25 protein-coding genes are annotated in these 26,875 nt (G+C 58.6%); 13 read left to right on the top strand and 12 right to left on the bottom strand.

What is annotated here, in order from left to right; all coding sequences use genetic code 11:
- Window positions 1-186: 186 nt before the first annotated feature.
- Both Q0955_RS14710 and Q0955_RS14705 read left to right on the top strand, forming a co-directional pair.
- On the top strand, window positions 187-1,131 hold the full coding sequence (locus Q0955_RS14710) for a lipid A-modifier LpxR family protein (protein ID WP_299425405.1): 945 nt from the start codon (window positions 187-189) through the stop codon (window positions 1,129-1,131).
- A gap of 128 nt (window positions 1,132-1,259) precedes the next feature.
- Entirely contained in the window at window positions 1,260-2,330 is a 1,071-nt protein-coding gene (locus tag Q0955_RS14705; RefSeq protein WP_299425402.1) for a Hint domain-containing protein, read from the top strand.
- Between the two features lie 52 nt (window positions 2,331-2,382).
- Here the strand turns inward: Q0955_RS14705 and Q0955_RS14700 are convergent, their stop codons facing one another.
- Window positions 2,383-3,291, bottom strand: coding sequence for a haloalkane dehalogenase (locus Q0955_RS14700; RefSeq protein ID WP_299425399.1), 909 nt, complete (start codon window positions 3,289-3,291; stop codon window positions 2,383-2,385).
- A 22-nt stretch (window positions 3,292-3,313) separates the two neighbouring features.
- On the bottom strand, window positions 3,314-3,691 hold the full coding sequence (locus Q0955_RS14695) for a hypothetical protein (protein ID WP_299425396.1): 378 nt from the start codon (window positions 3,689-3,691) through the stop codon (window positions 3,314-3,316).
- 112 nt (window positions 3,692-3,803) lie between these two features.
- Between Q0955_RS14695 and Q0955_RS14690 the strand changes: the two genes are divergently transcribed.
- Window positions 3,804-4,397 (top strand): helix-turn-helix domain-containing protein, encoded by a 594-nt coding sequence (locus Q0955_RS14690; protein ID WP_299425393.1) that lies wholly within the window; start codon window positions 3,804-3,806, stop codon window positions 4,395-4,397.
- Between the two features lie 55 nt (window positions 4,398-4,452).
- On the opposite strand, the gene Q0955_RS14685 is transcribed toward Q0955_RS14690, so the two are convergent.
- A complete protein-coding gene (locus Q0955_RS14685) occupies window positions 4,453-4,824 on the bottom strand; it encodes a VOC family protein (RefSeq protein WP_299425391.1) in 372 nt (123 codons plus the stop codon).
- A 51-nt stretch (window positions 4,825-4,875) separates the two neighbouring features.
- Here Q0955_RS14685 and Q0955_RS14680 point away from each other — a divergent pair, with 51 nt between their 5' ends.
- Window positions 4,876-5,409, top strand: coding sequence for a winged helix-turn-helix transcriptional regulator (locus Q0955_RS14680; RefSeq protein WP_299425388.1), 534 nt, complete (start codon window positions 4,876-4,878; stop codon window positions 5,407-5,409).
- Here the strand turns inward: Q0955_RS14680 and Q0955_RS14675 are convergent.
- Window positions 5,381-6,001 (bottom strand): hypothetical protein, encoded by a 621-nt coding sequence (locus Q0955_RS14675; protein ID WP_299425385.1) that lies wholly within the window; start codon window positions 5,999-6,001, stop codon window positions 5,381-5,383. The genes Q0955_RS14680 and Q0955_RS14675 overlap by 29 nt on opposite strands.
- Window positions 6,002-6,256: 255 nt before the next feature.
- Here Q0955_RS14675 and rpsD point away from each other — a divergent pair, with 255 nt between their 5' ends.
- Entirely contained in the window at window positions 6,257-6,877 is a 621-nt protein-coding gene (rpsD, locus tag Q0955_RS14670; RefSeq protein ID WP_299425382.1) for a 30S ribosomal protein S4, read from the top strand.
- Window positions 6,878-6,978: 101 nt separating this feature from the next.
- Here rpsD and argE read toward each other — a convergent pair whose 3' ends face one another.
- The 3 genes from argE to Q0955_RS14655 are packed head-to-tail and all read right to left on the bottom strand — an operon-like array spanning window position 6,979 to window position 10,714.
- Window positions 6,979-8,136, bottom strand: a complete 1,158-nt coding sequence (gene argE, locus Q0955_RS14665; RefSeq protein ID WP_299425379.1) for an acetylornithine deacetylase — start codon at window positions 8,134-8,136, stop codon at window positions 6,979-6,981.
- 3 nt (window positions 8,137-8,139) lie between these two features.
- Window positions 8,140-9,324, bottom strand: a complete 1,185-nt coding sequence (locus Q0955_RS14660) for a M24 family metallopeptidase (protein ID WP_299425376.1) — start codon at window positions 9,322-9,324, stop codon at window positions 8,140-8,142.
- A gap of 16 nt (window positions 9,325-9,340) precedes the next feature.
- Entirely contained in the window at window positions 9,341-10,714 is a 1,374-nt protein-coding gene (locus tag Q0955_RS14655) for an aspartate aminotransferase family protein (RefSeq protein WP_299425374.1), read from the bottom strand.
- Between the two features lie 420 nt (window positions 10,715-11,134).
- On the opposite strand from Q0955_RS14655, the gene Q0955_RS14650 reads away from it, so the two are divergent.
- The 4 genes from Q0955_RS14650 to Q0955_RS14635 all read left to right on the top strand — a co-directional run bounded on the left by Q0955_RS14650 (window position 11,135) and on the right by Q0955_RS14635 (window position 14,660).
- Window positions 11,135-11,491, top strand: a complete 357-nt coding sequence (locus Q0955_RS14650) for a hypothetical protein (RefSeq protein WP_299425371.1) — start codon at window positions 11,135-11,137, stop codon at window positions 11,489-11,491.
- 327 nt (window positions 11,492-11,818) lie between these two features.
- Window positions 11,819-12,904 carry a histidinol-phosphate transaminase gene (gene hisC, locus Q0955_RS14645; protein ID WP_299425368.1) on the top strand — a complete coding sequence of 362 codons (1,086 nt, stop codon included), beginning with the start codon at window positions 11,819-11,821 and terminating at the stop codon, window positions 12,902-12,904.
- Window positions 12,901-13,824, top strand: coding sequence for a prephenate/arogenate dehydrogenase family protein (locus Q0955_RS14640; RefSeq protein WP_299425366.1), 924 nt, complete (start codon window positions 12,901-12,903; stop codon window positions 13,822-13,824). Before hisC ends, Q0955_RS14640 begins: the two co-directional genes overlap by 4 nt.
- Window positions 13,821-14,660, top strand: a complete 840-nt coding sequence (locus Q0955_RS14635) for an extensin family protein (protein ID WP_299425363.1) — start codon at window positions 13,821-13,823, stop codon at window positions 14,658-14,660. Before Q0955_RS14640 ends, Q0955_RS14635 begins: the two co-directional genes overlap by 4 nt.
- An 8-nt stretch (window positions 14,661-14,668) precedes the next feature.
- Here the strand turns inward: Q0955_RS14635 and Q0955_RS14630 are convergent, their stop codons facing one another.
- Window positions 14,669-15,664, bottom strand: a complete 996-nt coding sequence (locus Q0955_RS14630; RefSeq protein WP_299425361.1) for a DUF2125 domain-containing protein — start codon at window positions 15,662-15,664, stop codon at window positions 14,669-14,671.
- Window positions 15,665-15,736: 72 nt separating this feature from the next.
- Between Q0955_RS14630 and Q0955_RS14625 the strand changes: the two genes are divergently transcribed.
- From Q0955_RS14625 to Q0955_RS14615, 3 genes are all read left to right on the top strand, one after another.
- Window positions 15,737-16,261: a gamma-glutamylcyclotransferase gene (locus Q0955_RS14625; RefSeq protein WP_299425358.1), complete on the top strand. Its 525-nt coding sequence runs from the start codon at window positions 15,737-15,739 to the stop codon at window positions 16,259-16,261.
- 94 nt (window positions 16,262-16,355) lie between these two features.
- Window positions 16,356-17,594 (top strand): biopolymer transporter ExbB, encoded by a 1,239-nt coding sequence (locus Q0955_RS14620; RefSeq protein ID WP_299425355.1) that lies wholly within the window; start codon window positions 16,356-16,358, stop codon window positions 17,592-17,594.
- A 3-nt stretch (window positions 17,595-17,597) separates the two neighbouring features.
- On the top strand, window positions 17,598-19,814 hold the full coding sequence (locus Q0955_RS14615; protein ID WP_299425352.1) for a peptidoglycan -binding protein: 2,217 nt from the start codon (window positions 17,598-17,600) through the stop codon (window positions 19,812-19,814).
- A gap of 5 nt (window positions 19,815-19,819) precedes the next feature.
- Here Q0955_RS14615 and Q0955_RS14610 read toward each other — a convergent pair whose 3' ends face one another.
- From Q0955_RS14610 to gloB, 3 genes are all read right to left on the bottom strand, one after another.
- The gene (locus Q0955_RS14610; RefSeq protein ID WP_299425350.1) at window positions 19,820-20,782 is read right to left on the bottom strand and encodes a M23 family metallopeptidase; all 963 of its coding nucleotides are present in this window, start codon (window positions 20,780-20,782) and stop codon (window positions 19,820-19,822) included.
- Window positions 20,782-23,109 carry an ATP-dependent Clp protease ATP-binding subunit ClpA gene (gene clpA / locus Q0955_RS14605; RefSeq protein ID WP_299425347.1) on the bottom strand — a complete coding sequence of 776 codons (2,328 nt, stop codon included), beginning with the start codon at window positions 23,107-23,109 and terminating at the stop codon, window positions 20,782-20,784. Before clpA ends, Q0955_RS14610 begins: the two co-directional genes overlap by 1 nt.
- Window positions 23,110-23,332: 223 nt before the next feature.
- A complete protein-coding gene (gene gloB, locus Q0955_RS14600; RefSeq protein ID WP_299425344.1) occupies window positions 23,333-24,100 on the bottom strand; it encodes a hydroxyacylglutathione hydrolase in 768 nt (255 codons plus the stop codon).
- A 61-nt stretch (window positions 24,101-24,161) separates the two neighbouring features.
- Here gloB and Q0955_RS14595 point away from each other — a divergent pair, with 61 nt between their 5' ends.
- The gene (locus Q0955_RS14595; RefSeq protein WP_299425341.1) at window positions 24,162-24,908 is read left to right on the top strand and encodes a class I SAM-dependent methyltransferase; all 747 of its coding nucleotides are present in this window, start codon (window positions 24,162-24,164) and stop codon (window positions 24,906-24,908) included.
- 10 nt (window positions 24,909-24,918) lie between these two features.
- Here the strand turns inward: Q0955_RS14595 and Q0955_RS14590 are convergent, their stop codons facing one another.
- Entirely contained in the window at window positions 24,919-26,517 is a 1,599-nt protein-coding gene (locus Q0955_RS14590) for a hypothetical protein (RefSeq protein WP_299425338.1), read from the bottom strand.
- Window positions 26,518-26,875: the final 358 nt, after the last annotated feature.

Below are 26,875 nucleotides of genomic sequence, written 5' to 3'. Positions count from 1 at the left end.
TCATTATATGTCCAGTATGCGAAAGGCTTACGACCGCAGGTCTCCTGCTCTGTGCCGGTCTTTCCCATCCCTTAATGAATTAAGGACAATTTTTACGGCATTTACCATTATGTCAGTCTTTCGCTGACGCGGGTATCCTGCGCGCGCTATCAGAACCTAGCCGGGGGGCGTTATTGGGGACTGACTATGCTGCATCGTATTGCTGCTTTGTTTTTTGTTTGGGTGCTTTCCGTTCATGCTGTGGCAGCGGAAGACAGTGACGCTTCCTTCACGCCTTTTGGCGAGCGGGAGTACCTCGGGTTTGGCAGTCTGTTTGTGAATGACTTTCTTGGTGATGGTTATGACCGTTGGCGGTCCGGCTCTTATGGCACCAGCCGTTTCTGGGGCTATGGCTGGAATGGCGCGTTGCCGCAGTCAGCTGGTGACCTTCTGGAGTTGCGTGTCGGCGGCGAGATCATGGCCCCGGCCTGCCTGAGTTCTCACATTCCGTTGGACCGCCCCTGGGCTGGCATGTTGACCGCAGGCTTACATACGCAGTTTCAACGGCATGGCACCGAGTTTGCTTTTGGTGGTGACGTTTTGATGATTGGTCCGCAGACCGGGCTGAACAGCCTGCAAAAGGCAATCCACGATGTGATCGGCATTGATGGTCCGTCAGATGAAGTGTTGGCGCATCAGATCCCAAACCAGTGGCGCTTGCGCTTTGTAGGGGAAACCGGGCGTAATTTTGATCTTGGCGGTCAAGCCAGCATGCGCCCCTTTGTGGAGGCGCGTGCGGGGGATGAAAATCTGGTGCGCGCCGGTGTGGATTTCACCTTTGGCCGGTTTGGCCGCGGCGAGTTGGTGTCGCGCGATTGGGTCACGGGGCACCGTTATCGCTCCGGTGCGCGGCAGGAAAAGGGCCTGAGTTTTGTTGTGGGAGCGGACATCGCCAAAGTGTTCAGCAGCATCTATTTGCCCGAAGATCGCGGCTATCGGCTGACTGATACGCGCCGTCGTGTGCGCGCGGGGCTGCACTGGCAGGGAAAGAACCACCACCTGTTTTATGGCCTCACATATTTGGGCGAAGAGTTCGATATGCAGTACCAGGGACAACTTGTCGGCGCGGTCCGTTTGGATATTCGCTTTTAGGGTGAGGTGGGGTGTTTTTTGCAACACACTGAGCCACCTCGGTTTTTTTGAAACTTCCGGCTAGGCAGCTGACCTTCGCTTTGTTAACCTGTCCGTAATAAAAAAACTACTAGGCAGGTAATCAGGCAATGAAAACGGGCTTTCGTGGCACGTTTGTCATCTCCTGGTCACAGACAGAAATAGATGGTCAGAAGGCCGCACCGTTGCAGGCGCTGGAAACAGGCGTGGTGTGGTCCTGGTCGAGGGATGCCGTCCGCGTGGACGGCCCCAATGGGTTATTGCGTCTGGACCGTGGGGAAGAAGGGGCAAACATCCGCAAGCGTGCGGCGCATATGGTGCGCAAGCTGGTTGGCGCGGCAGTGAATCATCAAACGGGCATTCAGAACCTGGATGCGGTCGATATTGAACTGCCCTTGATGGAGGGCGGTTTTGTGGTGACCGATGGGGCGGAAAGCTACACCGCTACCGTGATTGAAGTGGATGGCAGTGCGCCATTGCTGATGTTTCTGGACGAACTTCCGCCAAAGAATAAGGGCTTATGGGTGGTGCATTGTGCCATGAGCACGTTGCAGCGGCCAAAATCAGTACAAGAGGGTAACGGAGTGATTTGTTTTACACCGGGCACGCGGATTGCAACGCCGCAGGGGCCACGGTTGATTGAAGAGTTGCGCGAAGGCGATCAGGTGCAGACGCGGGACAATGGCGCGCAGGAGGTCCAGTGGATCGGGGCGCGGCGTATGACCGGGGCGCGATTGTTCGCGATGCCAAAACTGCGGCCAATCCGCATACGCCCCGGTGCGCTGGGCATTGAGCGGCCGGATCAGGAATTGCTGGTCAGCCCGGAGCATCGAATGCTGGTGCGGGGTGCCACGGCGCGGGCCTTGTTTAACGAGAGCGAAGTGCTTGTGGCGGCGCAGGACTTGGTGAACGGCAATAGCATCAGAGTGGATACGGCACTTAAGGAAGTGACCTATGTGCATCTGCTGTTGCCGTGCCATGAAGTGATTTGGGCCAATGGGGTGGAGACGGAGAGCTTCCATCCGGCCAATGCGGCACTGGATGCACTGAAGGAAGAAGATCGGGCGCGGTTGTTTGATCGGCAGCCCGAGTTGCAACACAATCCGCATGGGTACGGGCCGCACGCGCGGCGCAATCTGACCGCCAGTGAGGCGGCGATTTTGATGCACGACGCGGCCTAAATGCATGAAGTTAGGAAGCCCCGGTCATTTCCGGGGCTTTTGTTTTTGAGGGTTACTCGGCAGCGGCTTTGGCAGGGAGGACTTGGGGCAACCATTTGGCCAGCTCAGCGCCAATCAGATGCGGGTTGTCCTCCTGCAGGTAGTGGATGCCTGCGCCAATATCGACAGTTTGCAGGTTCTTGATGGTGTCGCGACACCACGTCAGCTCTGGTTCCTGAATGGTGCCGCCCGGCGTGGCGTAGAACAGCAGCATCGGGGTGTCGGTTTGGCCAAGCCATTGGCTATAGTTTTGTACCACGTCAGAGACGTCTTTGGGGCTGCTGTTGATGGGGATTTCCGTTGGCCAGATGCGCAGCGGTTTTCGGCTGCGCACAGTGGGAAAAGGTGCGCGGTAGGCGGCCATTTCCGTGGCTGACAGTTTGCGGATCATGGCGCTGGGCAGGATCTTGTTCACAAACATATTGGCGGCGGAGATCATCAGCCAGCCCAGGACCGGCGTGCGCATCATTTTGAACCCGATGCGGAAGTCGGGCGGGAAGCCGTCCCAGGTCATTGGGCGGATGACGGCTTCCATGAAGGCAATGCCGCGTACGTTGTTTGGATGGCGGCGGGCGTAGTGAAATCCAAGGGCGGAGCCCCAGTCGTGGATCACCAGCACCACATCCTTGAGCCCCAGAGCCTCGATGAAGCCGTCAAGATACGGCACGTGATCCTCAAAGCGGTAGGCCAGGTCCGGCTTGTCGGATTTGCCCATGCCAATCAGGTCGAGGGCAATGGCGCGGCCATGGGGTAGGACATGTGGGATGATGTTGCGCCAGAGATAGGAACTGGTGGGGTTGCCATGCATGAAGAGAATGGGCTGGCCTTCGCCCTCATCGACGTAGTGGATTTTGTGGCCATTCACCTCGACAAAGCGAGATTGAAAGGGGAAATCGGCGGAGATCGGTTGGGGGATTGTCATTTCAGGGTCCTTCAAGAAGGGCTTAAGCGCGGTAGGCAAAGAAGGCGCGCACCGGTGCGGAGAAGGTCAACGCCATGCTGATCGCAAAAGTCAGGAAGCCAATGGGGGCGCCGACATAGAGCGAGATGCCGAGGTCGGCCAGAAGGGCGATGCGCAGGCCCAGCATGTGGCGTTTCAGGATCGAACGGACGAGGCCAGCAAAGGCCAGCACGTAGCCACCAAGTGCAAGCAGCATCAGGTTGGCGGCGCTGTTGCCTTCAAGGCCATGCACGGACAGGCCGTAGAATTTGAAGGCCACAAAAAAGCCGACTGTCAGCAGGATTTTTGCGGCGTTTAGGATGAAGATCACCCGAAGCAGGATGGGTTTTGTGGCGCCGAGCTGTGGGTCAAGTGCGGTCATGGTGGTCTCCTTTGGTGTTTGGTGCGGCGCATTGAGGGGCGTCGCGAATTATGCTAGTCATGTGGATAGAAATTAAACTATCCAGCTGGATAGAAATGGCAAGGGGGAAACTGTGGCGCGCAAACGAAAGGCCGATCACGAGACAGCGATTGCGGGCGCGTTGGCGCTCTTCTGGGAGAAGGGATACACCGGCGCGAGCACGCGGGAGATTGAAGAGAAAACCGGGCTGACGCGGTTTACGTTGCAGACGGCCTATGGCGGCAAGGAGTCGTTTTTCCTCGCAACTTTAGACAGTTACCTCAATAACGCCGAAGCGCAGCATTTCCCCGATGCGGAGACGTTTACGTTGTCGGAGTTGGCGGAATGGTTTGAGAGTATTGCGTCGGAGCAGAAGATCCCGAGGGTCGAGGATGCGGGGTGTTTGGCGTTTAACTCAATTAGTCAATTTGAGCGCTCTGACCCGGAAGTGAATGCTCGGATTGCCCGTTACCTCGAAACACTTGAGGGTAGATTCGCAGCGATTCTGACGCGGGAGGCGCAGGCTGGAACAGTGCATCTGCCGCAATCCCCGGAGGCAGCGGCGCAGGTTCTGGTCGGGCTTTTGTTGGGATTGCATTCCGTCATCAAAGCGCGCACCGAGGATGCGATGGCGCGGTCCTATGCGGCGGCGGCGGCGGGGCTGATGCGCAGTTGGGAAGTGTCCTAGTGGGGACTTAAAGCGGCGACAAAAAGAAACCCCGCCGGATTGGCGGGGTTTTTGTTTAGCTGGAGAGGTCTTCTGCCAGCATGAAGGCGTTGTCGTCCGGGTCATAGAAGGTCGCCAGCTTGACCATTTCCGGGATCACTTGTGTTGGGCCGTCAAACTTCACGTCTGCGGCTTCAAGCGCGCTGCGGGCGGTGTCGATGTCATCAACGCCAAACACGGGCACGCAGTTGCCGGGTTTGGGCTCGGATTGTTCGCCTAGGCCAAGGATCACACCCTCGGTTTTGGTGTCGAGCTCGCTCCAGCCAGCTTCGTCAATGTGGTAGCGCAGCTCAAAGCCGAGCTTCTCTTTGAACCAGGCGGCGCTGGCGTGGCGATCACTCACAGAAATTGAGAGCGTGATGATGTTGGTTAATGCGGCGAGAGCCATGATGCGGTCCTTAGTGGTTGCTGATTTCACAAAATGTAGTTACTATACTTTATGGACATTAAGTTGCTTGTCAAGATCACCTCTCGGGCCTGGGCGCTCGACATTCTGGCGCAGATGCATCGCGGCGTGCCGGGGCGGCAGGCGACGTTGATTGCGGCCACAGGGGCAGGGCGCACGGCCTTTGGGGCCAGTCTGGCGCATTTGATGGAGCTGGGGGTGGTGATGCGCAATCCCGGACACGGGCATCCGTTACGGCCGGAGTTTGTTTTGACAGATCTGGGCGTGGCGGCGGCGGCTAAGGCGGATGAGATTCTGCGGGAAGCGGCGGAGAGCGATACCAAGCTGTTGCGCAAAAGCTGGACCGTGCCGGTCTTGGCTCTGGCGACGCGGCCGCAGCGGTTTTCCGGCTTCAAGGCCGGATTGGGCGCTATCACGGACCGGGCGCTCTCAACGTCTTTGCAGACGCTGGAGGCCCAAGAGTGGGTCGCGCGGGAGATTGATCTGTCCGAGCGGGTGCCCTTTCCGACCTATCAGGCGGTGAACGCCGGGGCGCGGATTAGTCAGGTGATTGGGTTGGCGGGGTAGGTTTTGGGCAAACGGTCATCGTTGTTTTGGTCAGATGATAATGGCTGTGATGATAAAACGGGTTCGTTGGGTCGAGTTTCTTGATGCCCTCGAAGGCGCGGTCGACGCCCATGCAGAACATTTTGTCTGTTTCTGCAAAAAGGTGCGCGATCTCAGTAGGGGGCCCGTATGTCTCGACAGGATACACAGTTTTGTACGTGTCTAGAGTTATTTGGCGTTCTTCTTCAGAAGGGTCCAGACATGTCACAAAATCAAGCCGCGCTTGGGTGTGCGCAATGGTATGGGGCGTGTGATTTTCCGCTTTGTCCAGGCTGACAAAATGACCCACAAAGTCCGCCGTTGCCAGCGCGCCGATGAAAGGGCGGTGCAAAACGGCGTTGGTTGCCAGAGACGTGCCTGGTTCGCGGGCGGCTTTCTGATCGTGATAGTGCTGCAGATACAGTGGCGGATCAAAGGCGTTCAGCGCGGCCCACTCCGCCGGACAGAACTGATCGGCAAGTTGCGCGTATGTGGGATCAGCCGGGCGCATCAGGGCCAGGGCGCCAGTGTATGTCAGTAGGCAAACGATAATGGGGAGAAATACGCGTTTCATACTGCACCAATTCAACCAATGCGTTTATCTTGATTGGCGGCTTTGTCAGCGGTGGGGAGGGATTGTGGCCTTTTGTCGACCTCGTGTGACCGCCACTTATCGCGGCGAGCCACTCCCCGCTTGACTCCCCCAGAATCCCCCGTATAAGCGCGGCTTCATTGGTGTTGGTGGCCCTCGCAAGAGGATGCCTGTCATGTCGGCAAAATCCGGCAAGAGGACAACGCCCTTCGAAACCTGAACGAAGGAGATCAGCAGATGACAAAAAGAACTGCTGCCAAGTACAAAATTGACCGCCGGATGGGCGAAAACATCTGGGGTCGTCCAAAATCCCCAGTGAACCGTCGTGACTATGGCCCAGGCCAGCACGGTCAGCGCCGCAAGGGCAAACTGTCCGACTTCGGTACTCAGCTGCGCGCCAAGCAGAAGCTGAAAGGCTACTACGGCGACATGACCGAGAAAATGTTCCGCCGCATCTATGCCGAAGCGGAGCGTGTAAAAGGCGACACCGGTGAAAACCTGATCGGCCTGCTGGAGCGCCGTCTGGATGCGGTTGTGTACCGCGCCAAGTTTGTTGCCACTGTGTTTGCTGCCCGTCAGTTTGTGAACCACGGCCACGTTCTGGTGAACGGCAAGCGTGTGAACATCGCGTCTTACCGCGTCAAAGAAGGCGACGTGATCGAAGTGCGTGAGAAGTCCAAGCAGCTCGCAATTCTGCTGGAAGCCACTCAGCTGAACGAGCGCGACGTGCCTGACTACATCGACGCCGACCACAACAAAATGACCGCAACCTTCGTGCGCACCCCAGGCCTGTCCGACGTGCCATACCCGGTTGTTATGGAACCAAACCTGGTCGTGGAATTCTACGCGAAGAACTAATCTTCGCCGACCTAGGTTACAGAATACGGAAAGGGCCGCGAGAATATCGCGGCCCTTTTTGTTTGTTCAGGTTTTGGAGGTTGCTGCGGCGCTGGGCGGGCTTAACCCTTGGCCAGTGTGTCGCCGAGTTTTTCCAGCAGTTTGAGGCAATCGGTCAGCTGATCCAGCGCGATGAACTCGTCGGCTTTGTGGGCCTGCTCGATGGAACCGGGGCCGCAAACCACGACATCCATGCCCATCGACTGGAACAGACCTGCCTCGGTGCCAAAAGGTACCAGGTCCGCACCGTTGGCACCGGTGAGCTCCATCAGCAGTTTGCGGGCTTCGTTGTCGTCCTCCGGGATGAGGCCGGCGACCTCGCCCACCACCTCTGTGTAGATCTGTGCGTCGGGGTAGACTTTGCGCATGGCGGGAAGAAGCTCGTCTTCGCAGTAGGATTTCAGGGCCTCTTTCACAAAGCTGGCGTCGCTCGCTTGCACGGGGCGCATTTCCCAATCCACCTGCGCCTTGGGGGCGATGACGTTGTGCACGCTGCCGCCATGGATGGCGCCGACGTTCACGGTGGTCCAGGGCGGCTCAAAGCGGCTGCTTGCGGGTGCCATGGTGGTGAGCTTGGCTTTCAGTTCTAGCAGGCGGGAGACGTAGCGCGCGGCGTATTCCACCGCGTTTACGCCAAGATCAGGGGCGGAGCCGTGGCCTTCAAGACCCTGAAAGCGGGTGCTGTACTCATGGCAGCCTTTGTGGCCTTCGATGATGCGCATGGAGGTCGGCTCGCCAATGATGGCCAGCCGCGGTTTGATGTTGCGCTCTTTGAGGGCTTCGACCAGATGACCGGCACCAATGCAGCCGGTTTCCTCGTCATAGGTGAAGGCAAAATGCACCGGCGTGTCGGTGACACGCTGGGCAAAGTGGGGCGCCATGGCGACGGTGGCGGCGATGAAGCCTTTCATGTCGCAGGTGCCACGTCCGTAAAGACGCCCGTCGCGTTCCTCCATGACAAAGGGATCGCTGGTCCAGTCCTGATCAGTGACCGGCACCACGTCGCTGTGACCGGAGAGTACAAGGCCGCCGTCGACCTCAGGCCCTAAGGTGGCAAAGAGGTTGGCCTTTTTGCCGGTCTCGTCGTGGAAGATCTCCACCTTGGCGCCGCAGTCTTTGAGACGTGCGGCGAGGTAGGCGATCATGTCGAGGTTGCTGTCGACCGAGACCGTCGGGAAGGCGATCAGGTTGGAGAGGATTTGTTTGGTGGTCTCCAGCATGGGTCAGCCTTTGACGATGAGCTTGCGCTCCAGATTACAGAGTGGCTCTGCGGCGCCATCTTCACGGATCAGGATGGTTTCGGTGGTTTCAAGCCCCCAGCTGTCCATCCAGAGCGCGGGCATGAAGTGGAAGACCATGCCGGGTTGCAGCACAGTTTCATCCTCAGAGCGGATCGAAGCAGAGCGTTCGCCCCAGTCCGGTGGGTAGCTGAGACCAATTGGGTAGCCCATGCGGCCAGAGCGTTCGATGCCGTGTTTGGCGAGCACATCCATAAAGGCATTGGCAATGTCGCAGGTGCGGTTGCCGGCGCGGGCGGCTTCCAGACCCGCCGCGATGCCTTCGAGTTGGGCTTCTTCGGCGCGCAGCATGTCATCGGACGGTGTGCCGAGGAAGACAGTGCGGCTGATCGGGGCGTGGTAGCGGCGATAACATCCGGAGAGTTCGAAGAAGGTGGCTTCGCCTTCGCGCATCGGCGTGCCGTCCCAGGTGAGGTGGGCAGCGGTGGCGTCCAGACCGGAGGGGGTGAGCGGTACGATGGCGGGGTAATCGCCCCAATCGTCGCCAATGCCTTCGATGCCGGCTTTCATGATGTCGGCCACCACATCGTTTTTGCGCACCCCGGGGGCGGCACGGTCGATGGCGGTCAACATGACTTTTTCGGTGATGCGGGCGGCCTTGCGGATGAAGTCCACTTCGACATCGGATTTCACCAGACGCTGCCAGTTCACCAGCGCAGTTGCGTCCACCAGCGTCGCGTCTGGCAATTCTTCGGTGAGTACGGCATGGGCTTTGGCGGAGTAGTAGTAGTTCTCCATCTCCACGCCAATCCGCGCGGCAGTGAAACCGCGCGTTTTGAGCTGTTCTGCGAGGTCCTGCATCGGATGCACGACCGTGGATTGCACGAAATGATCTGCGTAGCCGAGGATATTGTCATGATCCATCCAGCAGGTGCGGCGGCCGCCCATCATGTCCATGTAGCGGCCCCACCAGATGGGCTCGCCTTCCATGGTCACAATCACACCTTGGTGGACATAAAATGACCAGCCGTCATATCCGGTCAGCCACGCCTGGTTAGAGGGGTCGGTGACAAAGAGAACCTCCAGACCCGCCTCTGCCATAGCGGCACGGGTTTTGGAGAGACGGCGTTGATATTCAGCACTGCTGAACGGGGCTTTGGACAGTGTCATCTCGTGCTCCTTGGGCTTACGGCAGAACGGTTGCGACGGCGCGCACGGTGGCGGCGACCACCAAATCGGCTTCTTCGCGGGTCAGGCAGAACGGTGGGGCAAAGCCCAGAATGTCGCCCTGTGGCATGGCGCGGGCAATCACATTGTCCTGCTCCAGCAGTTTTGCGGCAATCTGTGGGCCAATTTTGTCCGCAGCGTCAAAGAAGGTGCGGCTGTCTTTGTCAGCGACAAACTCCACGGCGCACATCATGCCTTCGCCCCGGATGTCCCCAACATTGGCGTGTGCGCCCAAAGCCTCAGACATGGTTTTATTGAAGTAAGCGCCAACGGTGCCTGCGTTTTCTACGAGGTTGAGTTCGTCGATCAGCTTGAGGTTGGCCACACCTGCGGCGGCGCCAATCGGGTGGGCCGAGTAGGTCCAGCCGTGGCCGATCGGACCATTGTCGTCGGTGCCCTTTTCCAGCACGGACCACATTTTGTCGGAGACAATCGAGCCGGACAGCGGCGCGTAGGCAGAGGTCAGGCCTTTGGCGATGGTGATCAGGTCCGGTTTCAGACCGTAGTGGTCGGAACCAAACATCGAACCCAGACGGCCAAAGCCAGTGACAACTTCGTCTGCAACCAGCAGGATGTCGTGCTTGTCCAGAACGGCTTGGATTGCAGGCCAGTAGCCAGCAGGCGGCGGTACAATGCCACCGGTGCCGAGAACCGGCTCGCCGATGAAGGCGGCGATGGTGTCAGCACCTTCGCGGGCAATGGTTTCTTCCAGCGCGGCAACACAGTGGGCGACAAACTGCTCTTCAGACTGGCTTTGATCTTCGCGGCGGAAGTAAAACGGCGCCTCGGTGTGCACAACTTGGGCCAGCGGCAGGTCAAATTTGTTGTGGAACAGCTCCAGGCCGGTCAGGGAGCCGGTCATCAGGCCGGAGCCGTGGTAGCCACGCCAGCGGGAGATGATCTTCTTTTTCTCTGGGCGGCCCAGGATGTTGTTGTAGTACCAGATCAGTTTGATGTTGGTTTCATTGGCGTCCGAGCCAGAGAGGCCGAAGTAGACCTTGGACATATGGTCTGGCGCGCGGTCGAGCACCATTTTGGCCAAAGTGATGGAGGCTTCGGTGCCGTGACCCACGTAGGAGTGGTAATAGGCCAGCTCTTTGGCTTGGTCCGAAATCGCATCGGCAATGTCGCTGCGGCCGTAGCCGACGTTGACGCAGTAGAGACCGGCAAAGGCATCGAGCAGGCGGTTGCCGTCGCGGTCTTCGATGTGGCAGCCGGTGCCGCCGGTGATCACACGATGGGGAACATTGCCGCGGGCAAATTCAGCCAAATGTGTGGACGGGTGGAAGAAGTTTTCGCGATCCCATTGTTCAAGTTTGTCGTTATGCAGCATGGCAAAACCCTCGTGCTTGTGGCGGCGCGCCGCCTAAAAAAGTTACATGAAGGGAGCCAAGTGCACGCGCGAGACCGGCTTAGGTCTCTTTTGAGCAGAGTGGCTCCGCTCACCCAGGCAGCAGCGCGCAATGCCTTTATTGCCAGGGTTCGTGACTCGGTTTGAGCATATTTGATCAAACAAAAGCAATATGGATAATTTGTGGGGTGGCAAAAAAATGCGAATGCCTCCGCGTTTTGGAGGCCGATCAGGTGCAAATTGTCCAGCGCTATTGGGTTAAGAAAATTAGAATTTTACCTGCAATTTTAGCGGTTTGGTTGTCTGGATGTTAAAAAGATGGCAAGGTTTTTGAACCTCGCGCACGGCGGCTTTAGGGGGCGGCTCCGTTCACACGGGTAAGTGCAAGAAGGAGACATCGCTATGGTAGAAGCGGTAGGCATATTAGGAGAGACCACAGGGTGGTCCGGATTGAGCGCAACGCAGAATGCGATGTTGCACGCAGCGCTGGCGAAATACGCCGGGCAGCCAGTGCAGGAGCCCAAAGAGGCGCCAAAGTCTGAAAAAGTTGAGCCGGTGCAGGAAGCCGCGCGCAGCCACTTGCAAGGCCATGAGCCGCAGCGGCAGAAGACGATGGATGGCGCGGTAATGAGCGCGATCCGCTCGGCGGTGGCCTCTTATCAAACGTCCGGCGGCAACGACTTTGCGCAGGTTTTGCGCAGCAAGTTGGATGCGGCGGGCATTGATAGCTCCAAATCCGTGGTCGATTACTACGCATAAGACAGATGCCTTGCGGGCCTGTGATGAGGGCCTGTTGAAGGTAAGGTCGCAGTGCGCCTTTGGTACGCTGCAGGAGCGCAGCCATATGGGCTGCGTGGTGCGAGGCGCTGCCTCGCGCTCCGGGATATTTTGTGGCAAGAAGAAGCGGGGGCGTGCTGGGCATGCCGCCGATGGCACGCCTGGGTGCAGGGTGGACATTTTGTCTACGTGACGCCCGTTTGCAACAGCCGGAGGGGTTTTGTTGAGGCAATTCCCCGCGTCACCGGCTTCCTGTCTTTCCAAGCCTCGGGTGCCTCGCTAAACAGCAGGCAACGAGGGAGTAACGTGATGTCACGAATTGAGCCGCAGCCCGGTGTCATGGATATTGAGTTGTATGTGGGCGGCAGCGCGTCAGTGGACGGCGTCAAAGACGTTGTGAAACTGTCGTCAAATGAAAACCCGATGGGATGCAGTGAGGCGGTGACCGACATGCATGCCAAAACGGGGTTGAACCTGCATCGCTATCCTAACACCGACCACGCCGAGCTGCGCGCGGCTATAGCCGAGGTGCACGGGTTGGACGCCAACCGCATCATCTGTGGTGTGGGCAGTGACGAGGTGTTACAGTTCATCACCCAGGCCTATGCCGGAGTGGGCGACGAGATTGTGTATCCCGAGCACGGCTTCTCCATGTATCCGATCCTGGCCAAGATGGTCGGCGCGACACCGGTTGTGGCGAAAGAGCGCGAGCGGGTTGTGGATGTAGACGCCTTGCTGGCAGCCTGCACCGAGAAAACCAAGATTGTGTTTCTGGCCAACCCGGCCAACCCAACCGGCACAATGATTGGCGGCAATGATCTGGCGCGCCTGGCCGATGGTTTGCCGGATGGCTGTATTCTGGTGCATGATGGCGCCTACACGGAATATGTGCAGGGGTTTGACGGGGGCGCGGGCCTGGTGGAAGCGCGTGACAATGTGGTGATGACGCGGACCTTCTCCAAGATTTACGGTCTAGGCGGATTGCGGGTTGGGTGGGGCTATGCCCCGCAGGCGATCATTGATGTGCTCAACCGTGTGCGCCAGCCGTTTAACCTGAACGACATTCAAATGAAGCTGGCGGCTGCGGCTGTGCGTGATCAGGAATGGGTGGCCAAGTGCCGCAACGACAACACCCGTTTGCGGGCGTGGTTGGCAGAAGCGTTGATGGAGCATGGGGTTCCGTCTGATACCTCTTGCACCAACTTCATTTTGGCGCGGTTTGCGGATCAGGCGGAGGCGGAAGCCTGTGATGAGTACCTGAAATCCCAAGGGCTGATTGTGCGGCGGGTGGCAGGCTACGGCTTGCCAAATTGTCTGCGTATCACCGTTGGGGATGAACCTAGCTGTCGTCGGGTGGCACATGCGATTGGCCAGTTCAAAGGCGGCGCGCGATGAGCACACCAGTCTACAACCGCGTGGCGCTGATCGGGTTGGGGCTGATTGCCTCCTCGATGTTCTGGGCGATGAAGCGTGGTGGACTGGCCGGTGAAGTGACCGGGTTTGCCAAATCGGAGGCCTCTCGGGAAACGGCGCGGCGGATTGGCTTGTGTGATCGGGTCTGTGACAGCGCGGCCGAGGCTGTGGCGGATGCAGACCTGGTGGTGCTCTGTGTGCCGGTGGGTGCGATGGGGGCCGTGGCCAAAGAGATCGCGCCGCATCTGAAAGCGGGCGCGACGGTGACCGATGTAGGCTCCGTGAAGCGCGATGTGATTGAGGCTGTTGGTCCGCATTTACCAGACGGCGTGCATTTTGTGCCGGCGCACCCATTAGCGGGGACTGAGCATTCTGGGCCGGAAAGTGGGTTTGCCGAGCTATTTGACAACCGTTGGTGTCTGTTGGTGCCGGTGGAAGGCAGTGACCCAGAGGCCGTGGCGCAGCTGCGCGCGCTTTGGGAAGGCATGGGCGCCAACGTGGATGAGATGGATGCGGACCACCATGATTTGGTGCTCGCCGTGACCAGCCACACACCGCACCTGATTGCTTACACCATGGTGGGTGTGGCCGATGATCTGCGCCGCGTGACCGACAGTGAAGTGATCAAATACTCCGCGGCGGGCTTTCGGGATTTTACCCGGATTGCGGCGTCTGACCCAACCATGTGGCGGGATGTATTTTTGACCAACAAAGACGCGACGCTGGAGATTTTGGGGCGCTTCACCGAAGAGCTGTTTGCGCTGCAACGCGCGATCCGCACTGGGGATGGCGAGCACCTGCATCAGTATTTCACCCGCACGCGGGAAATTCGCCGCGGGATTATTGAAGCCGGGCAGGATACGGCGGCGCCAAACTTTGGCCGTGAGGCACCCAAGGCATGAAATGGTCGGCGGCATATTTGGCGATTGCGGTGACAGTTGGGGCGGGTGCGTTGAGCACTGCACTGGCCAATGCACCGGAGCGCAGTTTGCGGCCTGTTTTGCGTGTGGTTTATCCGGTGGCTTTGCCAAGCTTTGCGCCGGACCACTCATTGCGGCCTGTGTTGCGCCCTGGCAGAAATGACGCAACGGTCACCCGTGTGGCCGCTGTGGCACCTGCCCCAGCCGCCGCAGCGGCGGTGATTGAGATGGCTGATCCGGAGCCTGTGCGCGTGACGCGGGCTGAGCGAAAGGCACGTAAGGCCGCGGGTATTGGAAAAGTGTGCCGCAACAAGCGCCTGATTGGCAAAGAGGTGCCGCCTGTTCCGGCCAAACTGCGTGGCTGTGGCATAAAAAAAGGTGCCATCAAGCTTTATGAAGTGGATGGTGTGAAGCTGTCCACACCTGCGGTGATGACCTGTGACACGGCCAAGGCACTGGAAAAATGGGTGGATAAAGGCCTGAAGAAATCCGTGCGCAGTTTTGGTGGCGGAGCCAAGGAAATCAAAGTGGCGGCCGGCTATTCCTGCCGCACACGCAACAACCGCCCCGGCGCGAAGATCAGTGAGCATGGTCGCGGCAAGGCGATTGATATCTCAGCCATCAAGCTGAAGAACGGTGAGAGCATCTCGGTTCTGAAAGATTGGAACAACGGCAAAAAAGGCCGCATTCTCAAGAAAATGCACAAACAGGCCTGTGGGCCGTTTGGCACGGTTTTGGGGCCCAACGCGGACCGCTATCACAAAGATCACTTCCACTTTGACATCGCGAAACATCGCGGTGGGCCGTACTGCCGCTGAGCGCCAAGTTAGCGAAGAAAAATGCGAGGGGCCGGGCCGATGGGCAGCGGTCCCAATTTTGTTGCACCATTTGAAAATGTGAGGGGAATGTCGAGTTCTTTGGCGTTTCCGGACAGTTGGGCAATGAAACCAAGGGCCTGTTCCACCGTGTCGAGCACAGAGACAGGCAGGTGGCCAGAATGACGGGCCACATTCAGGATGTCACGCCAGTTGACGGCGCGTATGGTAACCTCGCCCGTTGGATAGCCAGAAGCATCAATGGAAACTTTGCCAGCGGCGTGCAGTTGCAAATCGCCCCAAATGACTTCCGCCAAAGTCAGATCAAGAGACACCGGCTGGGGGCGAGCGTGCTCGATGGCGGTGCGATCCCAGAGACGGTCGAAAGTTGCGGTGAGATCAGCCCGGAAGCTAGAGAAACTGCGCGGTAGGTCGATGCCATTGGGAAGAGCGTAACCGGCGGGCGGTGTGAGGTCGTCCGCTTTGAAGGCAAGGCGATAGGCTCTGGTGTCAGCTGAATCGCGGTGCATGGCGAGGTTCACCCCGCTGGCGGCCAGTTGCCAGTTGGCGGTGGATGTCACGCCGAGGTTTTCAATGGCTACATTTGCGCGATTGAGTGTGAGGTCCGTGCCCGGGTCAAGCACCAGGGACGCCCTCATATCGCCGGTGGTGACAGAGAGTTTTTCGCCTGGAATGGCGAGGGTTTGGCTGTTGGGCCATACAGCAATCACGTGATTGGGGCGGTAGGTCAGCGCGTGCAAATTAAAAAATGGTGCGTCCCAGGCGACGCCGGTTTGCGGGTCGGCCAGCGTGAGGTTCTCAAAGGTGCTGTCCAGCCGAGACGGGAAGCCGGAAACCGAGAGATCATCATATTCTGCAACCCAGCCTTCGGCGCGGCGGTCTTCGAACCATTTCGGCATGGCCGCTGTGAGCGCCCCGTAGCCGACAAGCCAGAAGCCAGACCACGCCAAAGCGGCCAAAAGCACAAGCAGGGTCAGCAATCTCATCATGGTGGGGCCTTTCTCACTGAGTCAGTTTGGTGTTTAACGGCGCAAAGCCAGCAGGACCAGAGGCAGACTATGTGGGTATTTGGATACGGATCGCTTTTGTGGAACCCGGGATTTGAGGTCGCGGAACAGGCGGTTGCACGTCTGGACGGGTGGCATCGCAGCTTTTGCATGCGCTCGATTCACCACCGTGGCACGGTAGAGGATCCTGGGCTTGTTTTGGCGTTGGATGCAGAGGTTGGGGCCCATTGCCAGGGTTTGGCATTGAAGGTGGCTGACGGGCATGAAACGCGCACATTGGACTACCTGCGTGAGCGGGAGTTGGTGAGCTCAGCCTATCTGGAAGCGACACTGCCATTGACCCTGTGCGATGGGCGCGCGGTAGAGGCGGTGACTTATGTAATTGACCCCGATCATGTGCAGTATTGTCATCTGTCGTTGGACGAGCAGGCACGGATCATTTCAACGGCTGTGGGTGGGCGCGGGCCCAACACAGAGTACTTGCACAACACGGCCAGCCATCTTTTTGAGCTCGGCATTGAAGATGCGGATCTGAAATGGCTGTCTCAAGAAGTGCGCAGATTGACCACTGCCTGAAAGTGCCAATGTCAAAGGCGGCGAAATTCCTTGGCAGAGTAGGGACATGGCAGTAGGGTGAGCGCAGAAAAACAAAGCGTCAGGACCCATCTCAATGGATCAGCCGGACCGTACAGTCGAGCCGCATTTCTCTAAACCGACTTTCCAGATTCTTCAGATGCTGGTTGTCCTAGGGCTTGTGGCCGCCGTGGGTTACGTGGCCTTGCCTCAAGTGTTGCCGGTGTTCACCGCCAACCCTGAACTCAACGGCTTTATCTTTTTGGTGTTTTTGATTGGTGTGGCGGCAACCTTTGCACAGGTGCTTTCACTGTTCCGATCGGTGCGCTGGATCGAAGGGTTTGCCGGGCGTGTGGAAGGCCATGATGCCGACAACCCACCAACATTGTTGGCCCCTTTGGCAAGCTTGCTGCGTGAGCGCGGGATGCATGGGCAAATTTCCTCGACCTCGACAAGTTCCATTTTGGAATCTGTGGCGACGCGCGTTGACGAAGGGCGTGAGATCACGCGCTATATTGTCAATCTGCTGATTTTTCTCGGCCTGTTGGGCACTTTTTATGGCCTGGCAACCACGGTTCCTGCTGTTGTGGACACGATTAAAAGCCTCGATTTGGGCGGGGGCGAATCCAGTATCGACGTGGTGAGCCGCCTGATGGACGGTTTGGAAAGCCAGTTGGGCGGCATGGGCGTGGCGTTTGCATCGTCGCTTCTGGGGCTGGCAGGCTCTTTGGTGGTGGGGTTGTTGGAGCTGTTCGCAAGCCACGGGCAAAACCGGTTCTACCGTGAATTGGAGGAGTGGTTGAGCTCCTTCACGCGTGTTGGCTTTTCCTCAGGTGATGCTGACGGCGGTGACATATCGGTGTTGGGCGCTGCGTTTGAACATATGTCCGGCCAGTTGGATCAGCTGCGCGAAACCATGGTGCAAACCGCACAGGTGCGCGGCGAAAGCGGTGGAGACATGGCTGCACTGCTTGAGGCAATGCACCGCATGACTGACCGGCTTGAAACACAGGATGCGTCCACGCAGGCCTTGTTGCGCATTGCCGAAGGGCAGGAAAAACTGGTTGCGCAATTGTCAGACGGCGGCGGCCTTGACGGCGGTATGGATGCGGAAAGCCGGATGCGGCTGCGCTCGATTGATGTTCAGATGCTGCGCATTCTGGAAGAGATCTCGGCCGGTCGTCAGGAGAGCATGACCGAGCTGCGCACCGAGCTGAATGGGATTGCGCGGGTGTTGCGCCGGGTTGGTAATGCGATGGATGGCGACACCAAGGGGCCTGTGACCAAGGTGCAATTGAAACGTCCACCGGCGCCCAAGGGCGGCAAGGAGGGCTAAACCATGGCCCTGTCCCGACGCACCGGACAACGCTTTCAAGCCAGTATCTGGCCCGGTTTTGTAGACGCAATGACCGGCCTTTTGCTGGTTCTGATGTTTGTGCTGACGATCTTTATGATTGTGCAGTTTGTGCTCTCAGAAACCATTACTGAAAAAGACTCGGAGCTAAACACGCTGCAATCTGAGGTGGCTGCTTTGGCGGATGCTTTGGGGCTGGAGCGGACGCGGGCGCAGGAGCTTGAAACAGAGCTTGGCGGTTTGGCTGCCACGTTGGGAGATCGCGAGACGCAATTGCGAGAGCAGGACGCGTTGATTTCAGCGCTGACAGCGACGCGTGATGCTCAAGCCGCGGCGCTGGACGCAGCCCGAACACAGATCACCAGCTTTGAAGCGCAGGTGGCGACCTTATTGGCGCAGCGCGATGAGGCGCGGGCCGATATTGCTACGTTGGAAGGCGAACGTGAGACGCTGATTGACGAGCGTGAAGCGTTGAACCTTGCATTGGCGCAGGCGCGGAGTGAAATTGATGCAGGTGCGGAAGCGGCGCGACTGGCGGCGGCGGAAGCGGATGCCATGCAGGCGTTGATTGAGAGTCTGCGTACTGAGGTAGCGGCTGGTGAACAGCAGATCGATAACTTGGTGGCTGAGGCGGATCAGCTGGACAAGGCCTTGACTGCCGAAGAGCAGCGCCGCGTGTTGGAGGCGGCAGCGACGGAAGAGCTGCGCAAGCGGTTGGAGACTGCGGATGCGGAACTGACGGCGATGACATTGGCGCTGGAGGCGCAGCGTAAAGAGGCTGAGGACACCTTGACCTTGTTGGCGGCGGCTGAAGCGGCGCGCGATGATCTGGACGTGAAGCTGGCGGCGGCGTTGGTGGCGGGGCAGAGCGTGGATGCCAATTTAGAAGAAACTGTGCTTTTGCTGGCCACCGCAGAAGCGGAGCGTGATGCGCGTGAAGGCGAACTTGCCTCTGTGAAGGCCGAGTTGGCGGCGGCGCTGTTAGGGTTGGAAGAAAACCGGCGCACTGTGAGTGAATTGCAGAGCCAATTGGTTGCTGAGGTTGCCGCGCGGGCGACGGCAGAAGCGCAGGTGGGTGAGCGGCGGTCTGATTTGCAGGAGCTTGAGGCGCGGTTGTCGGAGGCCTTGGCGGCGAAGCTTGCGGCAGAAACAGAGGGTGCGGAAGCCGCGGCGCAGGTTGATGGCCTGGCGTTGCAGGTGGCGGAGCTGGAAGAACAACTGGCAGCGGCGGTCGCGGCGCAGGCTGAAGCCGCTGACGGCGGGTCATCGTTGCGCGAACGGCTGGCAACCGCGCTGGCGGCAAAGCTGGCCGCAGAGCAAAAGCTGCGTGATACGCTGAACGTGGAAGAAGAACTCGCCAAGGCTTTGGCGGCGCAGAAGGCGGCGGAGAATGCGCAGGCTGACGCACTGACCGAAGCGGAGCGGCGGGATGCCTTGCTGGCAGAAGCCAACAAAGCGTTGTCGGAAGAAGAGGCAAAATCGGCGGAGAGCCTGCGCCAGATAGCGGCGCTCAACCAACAGATTGGCGCGTTGCGCACGCAGTTGGGGCAATTGCAGACCATTCTGGATGAATATGCGGAGCGAGATGCGGCGGCAAATGTGCAGCTGGAGGCGCTGGGATCAGACCTCAACGCCGCGCTGGCTCGGGCGGCAGCGGAAGAACGTAAACGGCGGCTTCTGGAAGAGGCAGAGCGCATCCGGCTTGAGCAAGAGAAGATCGCGCTTGAGAACCAAACCAAGGATCTTGAGCAATATCGTTCTGAGTTCTTTGGACAGCTGCGGAGCTTGCTTGGGGCGCAGGAAGGGGTGCGCATTGTCGGCGACCGCTTTGTGTTCTCCTCAGAGGTCTTGTTTCCACCGGGTGGGGCGGACCTGTCCTTTGAGGGGCAGGCGGAGGTCGCCAAGGTGGCCGGTATCCTGCAAAGCGTAATTGATGACATCCCAAGCAACATCAACTGGATTTTGCGTGTGGACGGCCACACCGATGATGTGCCGATCTACGGCGGCGCATTTGCGGATAACTGGGAGTTGAGCCAGGCGCGGGCGCTGTCTGTGGTGCGGTACATGATCGATGTGCTGGGCTTGCCACCACAGCGGTTGTCGGCCAATGGGTTTGGGCAGTTCCAGCCGGTTGATCAGGCTGATACGGCAGAGGCACGGGCGCGCAACCGCCGGATTGAGCTGAAGTTTACCGAGAAATAAGCGCTCTACTCGACCGTTAGAGTTATGGTCTGTTGGTCCAGTTGCGCGCCATCGCGGGTGATGGAGACCTCGCCACGGTAAATGCCCTTGGGCCAGCCCCCCATTGGGGTGCGTTTGCCGCCCGCGCGGAAATACTGTGCCTGGGTCTTCTCCAGGGTGACCGTGTGGTCAAACACCGATCCTTGCGGTCCAGTGATGGTCAGCGTCATTTCATCGTCAGGCCTGCTGCCAAAGGCGTAGCCAAATAGCACCAAGGCTTTGGCTTGCGACGGCACGCGGACACGCCCGGCCATGCCCGATTTTATTGAATCAAATTTGGGCACGCCGACGTCAAAGCCAACCCGGATCAACCCGCCGCCTACGTAGTCGATACCATGGTCCCAGAGCGTGTCTTGACCTTCGCCGCAGACTCCCTGCTGGTCGGGCGCAAAGGGATCAACCACGCGGTTGCCATCACGGATCGAGATGTGCAGGTGGGGAAATTGCGTGCGGCCGGACAGGCCGATTTGGCCAAGCACTTGCCCGCGAGCGATTTGATCGCCCTGAGAGACAGCCACGGACCCTTGTTTCATGTGGCAATATTGGCTGACCCAGCCGTCGCCGTGGTCAATGGAGACGCCGTTGCCGCAGTCTTTGCCGTTCAGTTTGGGGATGTCTTTGGTGGCGATCACCTTGTCGATCATGCCGTCCCGGGTGCCCAACACCACACCCTCTGCCGCCGCCAGCACGTTAACACCGGAACCCATGGCATCGGTGGTGGGCAGGGCAAAATCGGTGCCTTTGTGGCCGTCATAAGAGAGCGGGCCGCAGGTGTGGTCGCGGTGACCACTTGTTTCATCGTGGTCGACGTAGTTTTGAATGAAACAGGTTTCACCCAACTCACAGTCGACAGGCAGCGAAAACGTCGGCGCGCCCGCAGCCGGAAAAGCTGCGAGCGCGCTAATCAGTGCAAAACTGTGTGTCCGCATCACTCCGCCGTCAGCAGCGGTGGTTTGTCACCGGTGATGCGCGGGCTGTCAGGGCCGGACAGATCAAGCAGCAGGTCGCCGTTTTTGACCTTCACCTTGACCACGCCACCTTTGGCCAGTTTGCCAAACAGCAGCTCCTCGGCCAGTGGCTTTTTGATGTGCTCCTGAATGACACGGCCAAGTGGACGGGCGCCCATGCGATCATCATAGCCTTTGTCCGCGAGCCATTGTGCGGCTTTGGGGGTCAGCTCAATGGTCACGTTGCGATCCATCAACTGCGCCTCAAGCTGCAACACAAACTTCTCGACCACCTGCAAGATGACTTCTTTAGGCAGTGGGGCAAAGGAGATCACAGCGTCCAAACGGTTGCGGAACTCCGGTGTGAAGGTGCGCTCGATGGCGGCGGTGTCTTCGCCTTCGCGGCGGTCACGGCCAAAGCCAATGGCGGCTTTTGCCTGCTCCGAGGCACCGGCGTTGGAGGTCATGATCAGAACCACGTTGCGGAAGCTCACGGTGCGGCCGTTGTGGTCCGTCAGCTCACCGTTGTCCATCACCTGCAAAAGGATGTTGTAGACGTCCGGGTGCGCCTTCTCCATCTCATCAAGCAGCAACACACAGTGCGGGTGTTGGTCCACGCCGTCGGTGAGCAAACCGCCCTGATCAAAGCCAACATAGCCGGGAGGCGCGCCAATCAGGCGGGAGACGGCGTGTTTCTCCATGTACTCGGACATGTCAAAGCGCAGCAGTTCCACACCCAGCGTGTCGGCCAACTGTTTGGCCACTTCGGTTTTACCAACACCGGTTGGACCAGCGAAAAGGTAGTTGCCGATGGGTTTCTCAGGCTCGCGCAGACCAGCACGGGCCAGTTTGATTGCAGAGCTGAGCGACTCGATGGCGTTGTCCTGACCAAACACCACGCGCTTGAGGGATTTTTCCAGATCCTTGAGCACTTCGGCGTCGTCTTTGGAGACGCTTTTGGGCGGGATGCGCGCGATCTTGGCCACAACAGCCTCGATCTCTTTCACGCCAATGGTTTTGCGGCGCTTGGAGGCGGCCACGAGATGCTGTGCGGCGCCAGCCTCGTCGATCACGTCGATGGCTTTGTCCGGCAGCTTGCGGTCATTGATGTAACGCGCGGACAGTTCCACGGCGGTTTTGATCGCATCAGCCGTGTATTTCACGCTGTGATGTTCCTCAAAATACTCTTTGAGGCCGCGGAGAATTTTGATGCTGTCCGGCACATTGGGTTCGTTCACGTCGATCTTTTGGAAGCGACGGGCCAATGCGCGGTCTTTCTCAAAGTGCTGACGGAACTCTTTGTAGGTGGTGGACCCCATGGTGCGCAGCTTACCGCCCTGCAACGCAGGCTTCAGCAAGTTGGAGGCATCCATCGCGCCGCCGGATGTGGCACCAGCACCAATCACGGTGTGAATTTCGTCGATAAACAGCACGGCGTCGGGGTGGTCTTCAAGCTCGGTCACCACAGCTTTCAGGCGTTCCTCAAAATCACCGCGGTAGCGGGTGCCTGCCAGCAATGCGCCCATATCAAGCGAATAGATGGTGGTTTCAGACAGAACCTCTGGAATGTCACCCTGCACAATTTTGCGCGCGAGCCCTTCGGCAATGGCGGTTTTGCCCACACCGGGGTCGCCAACCAGAAGCGGGTTGTTTTTGCGGCGGCGGCACAGAACTTGAATGCAGCGTTCGACCTCGTGATCGCGGCCAATCAGTGGATCAACGTCGCCTTTGTTGGCTTTCACGTTCAGATCAACGCAGTATTTTGCCAGCGCACTTTCTTTGGCTTCGCCGCCATCCGCGGTGCCTTCGATGCGCTGGTCTTGCTCATCGTCCGCGCCACTCACAGGACGGGCCTCGCCAAAGGCGGGGTCTTTGGCCACGCCGTGGGCTATGAAATTCACCGCGTCATAGCGGGTCATGTCCTGCTCTTGCAGGAAGTAAGCGGCGTTGGATTCGCGTTCGGCAAAGATCGCGACCAGCACGTTGGCACCGGTCACTTCGGTGCGGCCAGAGCTTTGAACGTGGATCGCGGCGCGCTGGATCACGCGCTGGAACGCAGCCGTTGGCACGGCCTCTGAGCCTTCGATATCGGTGACCAGATTGGACAGGTCATCGTCAATGAAGTCCTCAAGATCCTTGCGCAATTCGTCGATGTTCACGCCACAAGCCTGCATCACGCGCAGGGCATCGGGCTCATCCAGCAGCGACAGGAGCAAATGCTCCAGCGTGGCAAATTCATGTTTGCGCTGGTTGGCCTGCGCGAGCGCGGCGTGGATGGCTTGTTCTAGTGAGTTCGAAAATGACGGCACGGTGTGACTGCTCCCTCCGGGTTTCGATGAAGGCGGGTGGGCCTGCCTTCACCATAGGGTCTTATGGTTAAAGTTTGGTCGATTGACGGCGGTCTTCAAGGACTTTCTGCAAAATTTGATACAGATTTCTCTCTATTCAGCCTCTGGTTGGGTCACTCTCTCGTGAGCCGCCGCCCCGTTGGGCACGTGTGTTAAGGGTTTGCGCCTGCGTTTTGGTTTCAGATCAAAAGGTGTCTTTTCTTTTGCGGACTTCGGTGAAGACGTCCACGGGCGCGGCCCCCTCCATGCTGAGGGCCTTTTGCAGAGCAAGACTAGCGCTGCGCAGGAAAGGGTTGGTCTGCTTTTCCAGGCCCAAATTGGACGGCACTGTGGCGATGCCTTTGGCGCGCTTATCGGCTGTGTCGGCAATGCGTTGAGCCACGGTTGCGTTGTCTTCGCCAAGGGACACGGCAAAGGCGCAGTTGGCGGCGGTGTATTCGTGACCGGAGCAAACGGTGGTGGCGTCGGGCAGGGCGGCAAGTTTTGAGAGGCTGGCAAACATCTGTGCCGGTGTGCCTTCGAACAAGCGGCCACAGCCCATGGCCATCAGGCTGTCACCGGTGAAGACGGCGGCGGTGTCGGGGAAATGGAAGGCGATGTGACCTACGGTGTGGCCGGATACATCCAAGATAGAAACGGATTCGCCGGCAAACTCGAAAGTGTCGCCTTCGGTCACCGCCAGATCGAGAGGCGGCAGGCGATGTTCGTCCGCCTTGGCTCCGATGATTTTGGCCGGATGGGCGGCAAGGATATCGGGCAGACCGTCGATGTGGTCCCAGTGATGGTGGGTGAGCAAGACGTGGCTGAGCGTCCAGCCGCGTGTTTTGAGTTCATCCAGAATAGGACCGGGCTCGGGGGCATCCACCAGCGCGGTGGCGCCAGAGGTGTCGTCGTGGATGAGAAACGCGTAGTTGTCTGACAGGCAGGGAATGGTGACAATCTGATGGGGCATGGAAATCCGCCTCTGCATTGTTATGTTAGATCTAGATTTGCCGATCGGGGAGCCGGGCGCAATGCATCTTGACGTACAGGATCTTCGAAATTTCTATTACCGCAGCACCCTGGGGCGTGCGGCCCAAAAGGCTGTGCGAGATGAGGTGCTGGAGCTTTGGCCTGAAGCCGAAGTCAAAGGCCAGACCGTGGCCGGGTTTGGTTTTGCCGTACCGTTGCTGCGGCCCTATTTGTCAGAGGCGCGACGGGTGGTTGGCCTGATGCCGGGGCCACAGGGGGTGATGCCTTGGCCGGCGGGGATGGCCAATGTGTCGGTGCTTTGTGAGGAAACGCTTTGGCCGCTGGACACCGGGCGGGTGGATCGACTTGTGCTGATGCATGGGCTGGAAACCAGCGAGCGGCCCAGTGATGTGTTGGCGGAAGCGCATCGCGTGTTGGGGCCGGGCGGTCGGGCATTGTTTGTGGTGCCACATCGCACCGGTATGTGGTCGAGCAGTGACAAAACCCCGTTTGGATTTGGTCGTCCGTATTCGGCCGGGCAGTTGGAGACTCAGCTGCGTCAGCATGGGTTTATGCCCGAGCGCCATCGCGCAACGCTGTATCAACCGCCAAGCCACAGGCGATTTTGGCGCAAGACCGGCGCGCTTTGGGAGAGTATTGGCAAAACCGTCTCGCCAGTGATGGCGGGCGGGGTGTTGATTGTCGAAGCCAGCAAGCGGGTGCACGCGCCAACCGGACCAGGGGTGTCGGCGCGTGTCAGGAAGCCGCTGAGCGTGTTGAACCCCAAGCCAGAGGTGGCTCCGGCGTAAAGCGATTGGCTTAGGCTGCGCGTAGGATCTCCAGGCGGGGATCTTCTTCGGCGATGCCGACGCCAGTGGCAAAGTCTTCTTCCATGATTTTCAGGATGGAGACGTCGCCGACAAATATCTCGGAGTAAGCCACCTCAAATCCGTTGCTGTAGGTGTGGTTCACCACGTCCACTTCACCTTCCATATCCGCAGGGATGTTGATGGTCAGATGGTTGCCGGTGAGCTGTTTCAACACGGCAGGACCTTGTTCCATGGCATTTTCATGCAGGTTCAGCACCAGCGTGTCATTGCCTTCGCCGCCTTCAACGTAATGCCCCATGCCAAATGTGATGGTGTCGTCGCCATCGCCACCGATCAGCGCGGTGTCATTGTTTTGCACCAGATCTGCGGTCAACACATCGTCACCTTCGCCACCAAACAGCTGCGTTACGCCGTCATTGGCCTCGGTGACTTCGATGTTGTCGTTGCCTTCTCCGCCGTAGACCAGATGGGAGCCACCGGTGATCTCAACGCTGTCATCGCCGTCTTTCAGGACTGTGGCGGAATTCTCGCTGAGTGTCATGTCGTCGGCGTCATCGCTGCCTTCCGTTGGCGTCAAGGACATCGGGCGATGCGCCTCTGCCTCTGCGGTGTCCTCTTCGTTGAGATGGCCGTCCGGATCAAACATGCTGGACAGTTGCACATCTTCCGTGTCGAACTCCGTCAGCCCTTCAAGGCGTACTGTCCGAGTTTCCACATTGTCTTCGTTCAGCGGGTTGGTCCAGCTGAAGTGGACATCCACGTAGCCGCCCTCAGGGTCTTCAGTGGTGGAGACCTCGGGCAAAGGCAACTCGTCAACGTCGTCAAAACTGGGCTTTGCGCCAATGTCGAGCAGCAACATGTCTTCGTCGGGATCGAAGTCCGTGATGGTGGCGATGATCTGATTGTCTTCTTCGTCCCCATCGCGGATCGCGGTGGCACCGTCGATGTCAAAAGCGTAGACGTCCGCGCCATCCCCACCGGTCAAGACGTGAGACACGGTTTCTTCCGGCAGGCCGGAGAGCGGTTTCATGATGAAGGTATCATCGCCGTCCCCGCCGTCTGCGGTTGCCGCGCCATCGTCAATTGAGTTGTTGTGCTTCAGGAAGAAAGTGTCATCGCCCTCTCCGCCAAAGCCGGAGGCAGCGTCAGAGATATACATGTAGTCTTCGCCGTCGCCGCCTTGGCCTTCGGCCGTGCCGCCCAGGGTAAAGACGTCGTTGCCTTCGCCACCGAGAATCATGCCATCGCCAAAGGATTTCAGGCTGTCGTCGCCAGCGCCGGCGTCGATGTTTTCCGTGCCGCGTGCATAAAGCGTGTCGGCCTCCTCGGTGCCATAGAGGGTGGGCCCGTCGAGTTCGACATCCTCGTTGACTACGTCCGGGTCTTCCAGCGTTTCCGCGTCGCCCGTTTCCGGCATGCCAAGCATCTCTATCAGGTTGGCGGATTGTTGCGCTTCGGATTGCGTTTCATCGGTTTCGGAATCGGTGTTGTCGCGCACCGGATCCTCGGCTGTCTCTTCTTCACCGACGTCAACAAAGGCGGTGGCTGCGCCGAGGCCCAGCAATGACAGTAGAATTAATGGTCCCATAATGTCCCCACACTTAGAATCAGGTACTAAACCCCCACATGTCATAAGGGCCGATTTGCATTGAGATTGTGTTGACGAAGCCGGTTCACTGCGCTGTGTGGATATGTTTTCAACTCTTGAAGTAGAAAAAATTGTCTCTACGTCAGGTTCGTTTGGCAGGCGGGATTCGACAAAAACGGATGTTTGGGAAACACTTTTTGCCCTAGAGTTAACAGGCAAAGGGTCGCACTTAGACCAAAGCCTTATAAAATAGGCCTTTCCCGCCATGGGCGATTACACCAAACAATGTTGCTAGCTGCGCAAGCCTCTGCTACACCCGCGACGGATTTTAACGCCTCGTTAGTCCCGAGGTAATGAA

It is taken from the genome of uncultured Shimia sp. (assembly GCF_947493595.1).
Classification (GTDB): domain Bacteria; phylum Pseudomonadota; class Alphaproteobacteria; order Rhodobacterales; family Rhodobacteraceae; genus Shimia.
The sequence above is the reverse complement of the archived record's forward strand: the minus strand, read 5'-3'. Positions and strand labels throughout refer to the sequence as shown.

What these genes read in the sequence shown, in the direction of transcription:
- Q0955_RS14710 (WP_299425405.1), top strand. Translation starts at nt 187, where the DNA reads ATGCTGCATCGTATTGCTGCTTTGTTTTTTGTTTGGGTGCTTTCCGTT.
- Q0955_RS14705 (WP_299425402.1), top strand. Translation starts at nt 1,260, where the DNA reads ATGAAAACGGGCTTTCGTGGCACGTTTGTCATCTCCTGGTCACAGACA.
- Q0955_RS14700 (WP_299425399.1), bottom strand. Translation starts at nt 3,291, where the DNA reads ATGACAATCCCCCAACCGATCTCCGCCGATTTCCCCTTTCAATCTCGC.
- Q0955_RS14695 (WP_299425396.1), bottom strand. Translation starts at nt 3,691, where the DNA reads ATGACCGCACTTGACCCACAGCTCGGCGCCACAAAACCCATCCTGCTT.
- Q0955_RS14685 (WP_299425391.1), bottom strand. Translation starts at nt 4,824, where the DNA reads ATGGCTCTCGCCGCATTAACCAACATCATCACGCTCTCAATTTCTGTG.
- Q0955_RS14680 (WP_299425388.1), top strand. Translation starts at nt 4,876, where the DNA reads ATGGACATTAAGTTGCTTGTCAAGATCACCTCTCGGGCCTGGGCGCTC.
- Q0955_RS14675 (WP_299425385.1), bottom strand. Translation starts at nt 6,001, where the DNA reads ATGAAACGCGTATTTCTCCCCATTATCGTTTGCCTACTGACATACACT.
- rpsD (WP_299425382.1), top strand. Translation starts at nt 6,257, where the DNA reads ATGACAAAAAGAACTGCTGCCAAGTACAAAATTGACCGCCGGATGGGC.
- argE (WP_299425379.1), bottom strand. Translation starts at nt 8,136, where the DNA reads ATGCTGGAGACCACCAAACAAATCCTCTCCAACCTGATCGCCTTCCCG.
- Q0955_RS14660 (WP_299425376.1), bottom strand. Translation starts at nt 9,324, where the DNA reads ATGACACTGTCCAAAGCCCCGTTCAGCAGTGCTGAATATCAACGCCGT.
- Q0955_RS14655 (WP_299425374.1), bottom strand. Translation starts at nt 10,714, where the DNA reads ATGCTGCATAACGACAAACTTGAACAATGGGATCGCGAAAACTTCTTC.
- Q0955_RS14650 (WP_299425371.1), top strand. Translation starts at nt 11,135, where the DNA reads ATGGTAGAAGCGGTAGGCATATTAGGAGAGACCACAGGGTGGTCCGGA.
- hisC (WP_299425368.1), top strand. Translation starts at nt 11,819, where the DNA reads ATGTCACGAATTGAGCCGCAGCCCGGTGTCATGGATATTGAGTTGTAT.
- Q0955_RS14640 (WP_299425366.1), top strand. Translation starts at nt 12,901, where the DNA reads ATGAGCACACCAGTCTACAACCGCGTGGCGCTGATCGGGTTGGGGCTG.
- Q0955_RS14635 (WP_299425363.1), top strand. Translation starts at nt 13,821, where the DNA reads ATGAAATGGTCGGCGGCATATTTGGCGATTGCGGTGACAGTTGGGGCG.
- Q0955_RS14630 (WP_299425361.1), bottom strand. Translation starts at nt 15,664, where the DNA reads ATGAGATTGCTGACCCTGCTTGTGCTTTTGGCCGCTTTGGCGTGGTCT.
- Q0955_RS14625 (WP_299425358.1), top strand. Translation starts at nt 15,737, where the DNA reads ATGTGGGTATTTGGATACGGATCGCTTTTGTGGAACCCGGGATTTGAG.
- Q0955_RS14620 (WP_299425355.1), top strand. Translation starts at nt 16,356, where the DNA reads ATGGATCAGCCGGACCGTACAGTCGAGCCGCATTTCTCTAAACCGACT.
- Q0955_RS14615 (WP_299425352.1), top strand. Translation starts at nt 17,598, where the DNA reads ATGGCCCTGTCCCGACGCACCGGACAACGCTTTCAAGCCAGTATCTGG.
- Q0955_RS14610 (WP_299425350.1), bottom strand. Translation starts at nt 20,782, where the DNA reads ATGCGGACACACAGTTTTGCACTGATTAGCGCGCTCGCAGCTTTTCCG.
- gloB (WP_299425344.1), bottom strand. Translation starts at nt 24,100, where the DNA reads ATGCCCCATCAGATTGTCACCATTCCCTGCCTGTCAGACAACTACGCG.
- Q0955_RS14595 (WP_299425341.1), top strand. Translation starts at nt 24,162, where the DNA reads ATGCATCTTGACGTACAGGATCTTCGAAATTTCTATTACCGCAGCACC.
- Q0955_RS14590 (WP_299425338.1), bottom strand. Translation starts at nt 26,517, where the DNA reads ATGGGACCATTAATTCTACTGTCATTGCTGGGCCTCGGCGCAGCCACC.